General features: G+C 66.7%; 6 protein-coding genes. 2 read left to right on the forward strand and 4 right to left on the reverse strand.

Annotated features, from left to right (window positions below; translation table 11 throughout):
- Window positions 1-12: 12 nt before the first annotated feature.
- Together SSO01S_RS09325 and SSO01S_RS17230 are read right to left on the reverse strand one after the other, a co-directional pair.
- Window positions 13-1134, reverse strand: a complete 1122-nt coding sequence (locus SSO01S_RS09325) for an NAD(P) transhydrogenase subunit alpha (protein WP_066798376.1) — start codon at window positions 1132-1134, stop codon at window positions 13-15.
- Window position 1135: 1 nt separating this feature from the next.
- The gene (locus tag SSO01S_RS17230; protein ID WP_083942930.1) at window positions 1136-1273 is read right to left on the reverse strand and encodes an aa3-type cytochrome c oxidase subunit IV; all 138 of its coding nucleotides are present in this window, start codon (window positions 1271-1273) and stop codon (window positions 1136-1138) included.
- A 158-nt stretch (window positions 1274-1431) separates the two neighbouring features.
- Here SSO01S_RS17230 and SSO01S_RS09330 point away from each other — a divergent pair, with 158 nt between their 5' ends.
- Window positions 1432-2859 carry a sigma-54-dependent transcriptional regulator gene (locus SSO01S_RS09330; protein WP_066798378.1) on the forward strand — a complete coding sequence of 476 codons (1428 nt, stop codon included), beginning with the start codon at window positions 1432-1434 and terminating at the stop codon, window positions 2857-2859.
- Here the strand turns inward: SSO01S_RS09330 and folP are convergent.
- Together folP and SSO01S_RS09340 are read right to left on the reverse strand one after the other, a co-directional pair.
- Complete coding sequence (folP, locus tag SSO01S_RS09335) at window positions 2856-3920, reverse strand: dihydropteroate synthase (RefSeq protein WP_083942941.1); 1065 nt, start codon at window positions 3918-3920, stop codon at window positions 2856-2858. The two genes, SSO01S_RS09330 and folP, sit on opposite strands and share 4 nt — an antisense overlap.
- 170 nt (window positions 3921-4090) lie before the next feature.
- A complete protein-coding gene (locus tag SSO01S_RS09340; protein WP_066798383.1) occupies window positions 4091-5218 on the reverse strand; it encodes a site-specific DNA-methyltransferase in 1128 nt (375 codons plus the stop codon).
- Window positions 5219-5519: 301 nt separating this feature from the next.
- Between SSO01S_RS09340 and SSO01S_RS17985 the strand changes: the two genes are divergently transcribed.
- Window positions 5520-6299 carry an OmpA family protein gene (locus SSO01S_RS17985; RefSeq protein WP_066798385.1) on the forward strand — a complete coding sequence of 260 codons (780 nt, stop codon included), beginning with the start codon at window positions 5520-5522 and terminating at the stop codon, window positions 6297-6299.
- Window positions 6300-6530 lie beyond the last annotated feature (231 nt).

A 6530-nucleotide genomic window follows, 5' to 3' on the forward strand; every position in this document is an offset into this window, starting at 1 on the left:
CCTTTTGCGCGATCAGCCGGTCAGCCGCTCGTGTACCACCTTGCCGCCCTGGGTGACCCGCACGGCATTACCGATTTCCTCGTCCAGCACCGGCTTGCCGGCTTCCTTGTCCCAAAAGGCCGATAGGAAGTTGAACAAATTGCGCGCGAACAGCGCCGAGGCATCCGACGCCAGCCGCGACGCGACATTCCTGTGGCCGACGATCTTCACGCCGTGCTTTTCGATGACCTCGCCCGCGACTGCGCCTTCGACGTTGCCGCCGCTTTCAACCGCGAGATCGACGATCACGCTGCCCGGCCGCATCGTCGCGATCTGGGCGTCGCTGATCAGCCGGGGCGCGGGGCGGCCGGGGATCAGCGCGGTGGTGATCACGATATCCTGCTTGGCGATGTGTGATGAGACCAGTTCGGCCTGCGCGGCCTGATATTCGGCGGACATTTCGGTGGCGTAGCCGCCCGTGCCCTCGCCTTCGATGCCGGCGACGTTCTCGACGAAGATCGGCTTGGCACCGAGCGAGAGGATCTGCTCCTTGGTCGCGGCGCGAACGTCGGTGGCTGAGACCTGTGCGCCGAGGCGCCGCGCGGTGGCGATTGCCTGGAGCCCGGCGACGCCAACGCCCATCACGAAGACCTTGGCCGCAGAGACGGTGCCCGCCGCAGTCATCATCATCGGGAAGGCGCGGTCATATTCGCTCGCCGCGTCTAGCACCGCCTTGTACCCGGAAAGGTTCGATTGCGAGGAGAGGATGTCCATCGATTGCGCGCGGGTGATACGCGGCATGAATTCCATCGCCAGCGCCTCGATGCCCAGCGCGGCATATTCGTCGACGCGGGCGCGCTCGCCGAACGGATTGAGCCCGGCGACAAGCCAGGCACCCTGTTTGAGCCCCTTGAGGCTTTTCGGGTCGGGTCCGGCTACGCCCAGGACGATATCGGCGTCCTTGATCGTATCGGCGCGGCTGCCCAGGCTGGCACCGGCATCGGCATAGCCCTGATCGGAAATCGAGGCGGCATCGCCCGCGCCCTTCTCGACCGTGACGGTTGCGCCGAGCCCGATGAACTTCTTGACGGTCTCGGGCGTCGCGGAAACCCGCCGCTCTCCAGCGGCGGTTTCCTTGAGCACCGCGATCTTCACGCTAGCTGGCGATCAGGAATACGACGAGCGCGGTAATGAGCGCGCAGCCCACCGTGCCCCATTTCATCATAGCGGTGAACCCGTCCCAGGTCTTTTCATGGGCGGGGTAGTCCATCCCCTGGTTGCCGGTATCGGCCATTCCGTCTCTCTCCTGAACACAGTGTCGGCGCGGACCTTAGCGGCGGGGCTCGGCGCCCTCAAGCCCGGGAGGAGAAAGATGGTGCCCAGGCACCCTTAAGCTCGCCTTTACCCTGTCGTTGTAACGTCGGCGACCTGAAACGGGACGATGGGGACACTATGACGCGCAACGGCCAGCGCCTCCTGATGCTGATCGACGACGAGCCAGCGCAACGCCGCCTTGTCGCTGCGATCGCCGCACGCCGCGGATGGCGCACGATCTTCGCGAACGATCCGGAGATGGGAATCGCGACGCTCGGCACGCCCGATGGCATGGCGCTGGACGCGGTGATCCTGGATCACGCCTCTCCCGATGCGGACGCGGCGAGCCTGATCGCCGAGCTGCGCGCGCGCCGTCCGCAATTGCCCATCCTGATGCTCACCGCCAACAATTCGGTCGCCGCCGCCGTCAGCGCGATGCGCGCGGGCGCGACCGATTTTCTGGTCAAGCCGCTCGCGTCCGAACGGCTGCTCGCGGCGCTGGATGCTGCTGTAGGCGGCAAGACGGCGGGCGAGCTTCGCCCGCTTACCGAGAAGCTGACCGCCAGCCTGGCCTTTGACGAGATCGTCGGTTCCGCGCCGCTCTTCCGCGCGGCGCTGGCGATCGCGGCCAAGGCGGCACGGGCGCGCGTGCCGGTGCTGATCGAAGGCGAGAGCGGCGTAGGCAAGGCTGTGGTCGCCGAAGCCGTCCACGGCGCATCGCCGCGAAACAAGAAGGACATGATCTGCGTCAATTGCGGCGCGATCCCCGCCAATCTCGTCGAATCCGAATTGTTCGGACATGAGATGGGCGCGTTCACCGGGGCTTTCGAACGCAAGATCGGCCGGTTCGTCGAAGCCGATGGCGGGACGTTGTTCCTCGACGAGATCGGCGAAATGCCGCTCGAGGCGCAGGTGAAGCTGCTGCGCGTGCTGCAATCGGGCGAGATCCAGCCGCTTGGCGCGCGTCATCCCCGCGAAGTCGATGTCCGGATCATCGCCGCATCGAACAAGCCCTTGCTCGCCGAAGTCGAGGCCGGGCGCTTCCGCGAAGACCTTTATTACCGTCTGAACGTCGTCCAGGTGGCGATCCCGCCGCTGCGCGAGCGTAGCGGCGACATTCCGGCGCTGGCCCGGCACCTGCTTGGCCGCATCGCCGAGCAGCCGGGGCTGCGACCGCTGGGCATCACCGACGATGCGCTGCAACTGCTCGGCACCTATGACTGGCCGGGCAATGTCCGCCAGCTCCAGAATGCGCTCTTCCGCGCCGCCGTGCTGTGCGACAGCGACGGGCTGACGCGCAACGACTTCCCGCAGATCGCCTCGCTGGCCGCTGGCCGACCGACGGGCACCGGATCGCAGCAGCCCGGATCGGGCAACGCCGGGGTCACGCTGTTCCGGCCCGACGGCAATCTGCGCGCGCTCGACGAGATTGAGGCCGACGTGATTCGGCTGGCCATCGGCCATTATCGGGGGCGGATGACCGAAGTCGCCCGCCGCCTGGGGATCGGCCGCTCGACGCTCTATCGCAAGCTCGGCGAGCTCGGGATCGACCAGAGCGCCGCCTAGGCCTGGCACGCAACGAGCGCCGCGTCGCGCAGGCCCCGCCAGACGCGGAGCGCCTGGACGGTTTCGGGCACATCGTGGACGCGGATGAGCTGCGCGCCAAGCTCGGCACCCTTGAGCGCGAGCGCCACCGAACCTCCCAGCCGCGCGTCGGCCGGGGCTTCGTTGGAGAGTGCGCCGATCATCCGCTTGCGGCTGGCGCCCAGCAGGATCGGGCAGCCGATGCCGTGGAAGAGCGCGAGGCCGTTGAGCAACGCCAGATTGTCCGCCAGCGACTTGCCGAAGCCGATGCCGGGATCGATCAGGATCTTGCCGCGATCGACCCCCGCCGCGACGACGGCATCGACGCGTTCTTGCAACCAGTCGTAGACTTCGAGAAGCACGTCCGCATACCCATTGCCGGCGTGCGGCCCCTTGGCGGGATCGGGCGAGTGCATCAGCGCGACCGGGCAGCCGGAAGCGACCACCACTTCGATCGCATGCGGATCATAGAGCAAGGCCGCCACGTCGTTGACCAGATGCGCCCCCGCGGCGAGCGCGGCCTGCATCACGCCGGCGCGGCGCGTGTCGATCGAGACCGCGGTGCCGCCGCGCGAGAGGCGCTCGATAGCGGGCACGGTGCGGGCGATCTCGTCGCCTTCCCAGACATCCGCCGCGCCGGGCCGGGTCGATTCGCCGCCCACATCGATGATCGCGGCGCCCGCGACCGCCATGTCGGTGCCCGACTGCGCCGCGCCGGCAGGATCGGCGATATGCTTGCCGCCGTCGGAGAAGCTGTCGGGCGTGACGTTGAGGATGCCCATCACCTGGGGCTGGTCCATGCGGATCACGCGCTCGCCAAGCTGGAGCGCGGCGCGGGGCGCGGTGATGCGCGCGGCGAGCGTCCGGACGCGCGGATCGGCGGGCAGATCGGCGATGGGGATGGTGCGCTGGAGGACGCGCTTGCCGCCCTCGACGGCGATCAGCTCATAGGCGGCGAACCAGAGCAGCCCGCCCGCCAGCCGAGCCACCTCGCCATCGCGGTTCACCGGCGTGTCGGCGAACTGGACAGGCCGCAAATATATTTTCGCGGAGGCCGGAAGATCGATCACAGCACCTCGAAAGGTTACAAAGGTTACACCAAGAACGCCGCCTTTGCCCTCCAGACCGGCCAACGACTCGGCTCCGGACCGGCGGCGCGCAATGCCGACCGGCCCAGCCAAGCAGGCGAAATCCTACATTGCAAGCGTGGCTATCAGGGCTGGGTCGCCAGCAAATAGGTCTGGCGGATCGCGTCGATCGGCTTGAGGCCGTCCGCGGCTTCATATTGCCAATAGGTCCAGCCGTTGCACGAAGGCGCGTTCTGGAGCGTCGCGCCGACCTTGTGGATCGAGCCGCTGATATCACCGCATTTGAGCGAGCCGTCCGCGCCGACCGTGGCGCGGTGCTTGCGCTTCGAATCGGTGAGCACCGTGCCGGGAGCGAGATAGCCGTTTTCGACCAGCTGGCCGAAGGCGACGCGCGGCGCGGCCTTGGGCGCCTGCATCGTGGTGAGCGCACTTTCGTCGAGCGGCAGCGCCGCATCGATCCGCTCCTGCGCGGCGGCGACATATTGGCCCTCGCGCTCGATGCCGATCCAGCGGCGTCCGAGCCGCTTGGCGACCGCGCCGGTGGTGCCGGTGCCGAAGAACGGATCGAGCACGACATCGCCCTTCTTCGTCGAGGCGAGCAGGATGCGGTAGAGCAAAGCCTCGGGCTTCTGGGTCGGATGCACCTTGGTACCGCCCTTCTTGAGCCGTTCCTGGCCGCCGCAGATCGGGAATTCCCAGTCCGAGCGCATCTGAAGCTCGTCGTTGAGCGTCTTCATCGAGCGATAATTGAAGGTGTATTTCGCCTTCTCGCCGGTCGATGCCCAGATCAGAGTCTCATGCGCGTTGGTAAAACGCGTGCCCTTGAAATTGGGCATCGGATTGGCCTTGCGCCAGATGATGTCGTTGAGGATCCAGAAATCGAGATCCTGGATCGCCGAGCCCACCTTGAAGATGTTGTGATAGCTGCCGATCACCCAGATCGTGCCGTCGTCCTTCAGGATGCGGCGCGCCTCGGTCAGCCATTCGCGGGTGAAGCGATCATAGGCCGAAAGCGAATCGAACTTGTCCCATTCATCGGTGACGGCATCGACATGGCTGCCATCGGGGCGATTGAGATCGCCGCCGAGCTGCAGATTATAGGGCGGATCGGCGAAGATGCAGTCGATCGACTTGGCGGGAAGCGCGCGCATCGCGGCGATGCAATCCTGCTGGATGATCGTGTCGAGCGGAATCGTATCCACCCAAGCACGCGAGGAGGCAGCGCGAATCCTGCCCTTTTCGATGACCGTCATTAACTAATTCCCCTTGCCGGATTGCCGGTTTCGGTCGCGAAACGGTGCTTCGTCAAGCGAACATTAGTTAACGAAAAAGCCTGCGATTCCGTTAAGTTGTGGAACGCCGCGAGAACTTATCCACATGTTGAGTCGGAAAGTTATCCACAGGCACTAGGGATGGTGTGTGGCGCGAAAGACTCATTTTGCTCGCTTGCGATGAAAGGCTGCGGCTGAACCCCGGCTGTCACCGGCACTCACCGTGCGTTCAACCGTATAGCGGCATCCGGCCCGCATCGGCGGGGGAAACGAGGAGAGAAAAATGACCAGGATCAAGGGTGCGATATTCATGACCATGGCGGCATCGGCCGCTTTGCTCGCGGGCACCGGCAGCGCGACCGCGCAGAGCAATTGGGACTGGGGCGGCGGCCGCCACGGCGACCGCGAGTATCGCCTGACCGGCCCCGGCGTGGGCATGCTGCTGCCCGAACTGCGCCGCACCAACCGTGGCCGCGCCTTCGTGATGCGCAATTTCGACCGCAATCGCGACGGGCGGATCGACCGGCGCGAAGCAGCCGAGGCGAACCGCGCCTTCCGCCAAGTGGCAGGGCCGCGCTTCGACCGGTTCGACTGGGAAGCGCGCGACCGCGTGGTCGTAGAGGAGCCGCGCGCCGGGCAATGGGATCGCCGCGCGATGCGCGACTATCGCTTCCGTCAGACCAAGCTGGGCGCGACGATGACGATGCAGGAGGACGTGCTGTTCGGCACCGACAGTGCGGTGCTGCGTCCGGGCGCGATCGAGAAACTGCGTCCGCTGGCCGGCTATCTGCGCGCCAATCCGGGCGTGCGCGTGGCGATCATCGGCCATACCGATTCGCGCGGCACCGATGCGCACAACCAGGCGCTGTCCGAGCGGCGCGCCGAAAGCGTGCGCAACGCATTCGACCAGATGGGCGTGACCCGCGCGCGCTTCCGCGTCGAAGGGCGCGGCGAGGCCGAGCCGGTAGCGACCAACGCGACTGCCGAGGGCATGCGGCTCAACCGTCGCGTCGAGGTGACGCTGCTCGGCGAACGCGCGGATCGTTTCGATCGGGACGAGTAGGAGCTGCTGCCGAGGCCCCGGCGGGAGCCGGGGCCTCGTGCGGCGGGGGAGTGGCGGTGGAGGGAGATCCCAGCTTTCGCTGGGATGACGGGTTTGGCGCGCGCGTCGTCGCCCCAGCGGAAGCTGGGGCCGCGTGCGGCGGGGGAGTGGCGGTGGAGGGAGATCCCAGCTTTCGCTGGGATGACGGTTTTAACGCGCTCGCCGTCGCCCCGGCGGAAGTTGGGGCCGCGT

Origin of the sequence: Sphingomonas soli NBRC 100801 (genome assembly GCF_001591025.1) — a bacterium.
Classification (GTDB): domain Bacteria; phylum Pseudomonadota; class Alphaproteobacteria; order Sphingomonadales; family Sphingomonadaceae; genus Sphingomonas; species Sphingomonas soli.

What these genes read in the sequence shown, in the direction of transcription:
- SSO01S_RS17230 (WP_083942930.1), bottom strand. Translation starts at nt 1,273, where the DNA reads ATGGCCGATACCGGCAACCAGGGGATGGACTACCCCGCCCATGAAAAG.
- SSO01S_RS09340 (WP_066798383.1), bottom strand. Translation starts at nt 5,218, where the DNA reads ATGACGGTCATCGAAAAGGGCAGGATTCGCGCTGCCTCCTCGCGTGCT.
- SSO01S_RS09330 (WP_066798378.1), top strand. Translation starts at nt 1,432, where the DNA reads ATGACGCGCAACGGCCAGCGCCTCCTGATGCTGATCGACGACGAGCCA.
- SSO01S_RS17985 (WP_066798385.1), top strand. Translation starts at nt 5,520, where the DNA reads ATGACCAGGATCAAGGGTGCGATATTCATGACCATGGCGGCATCGGCC.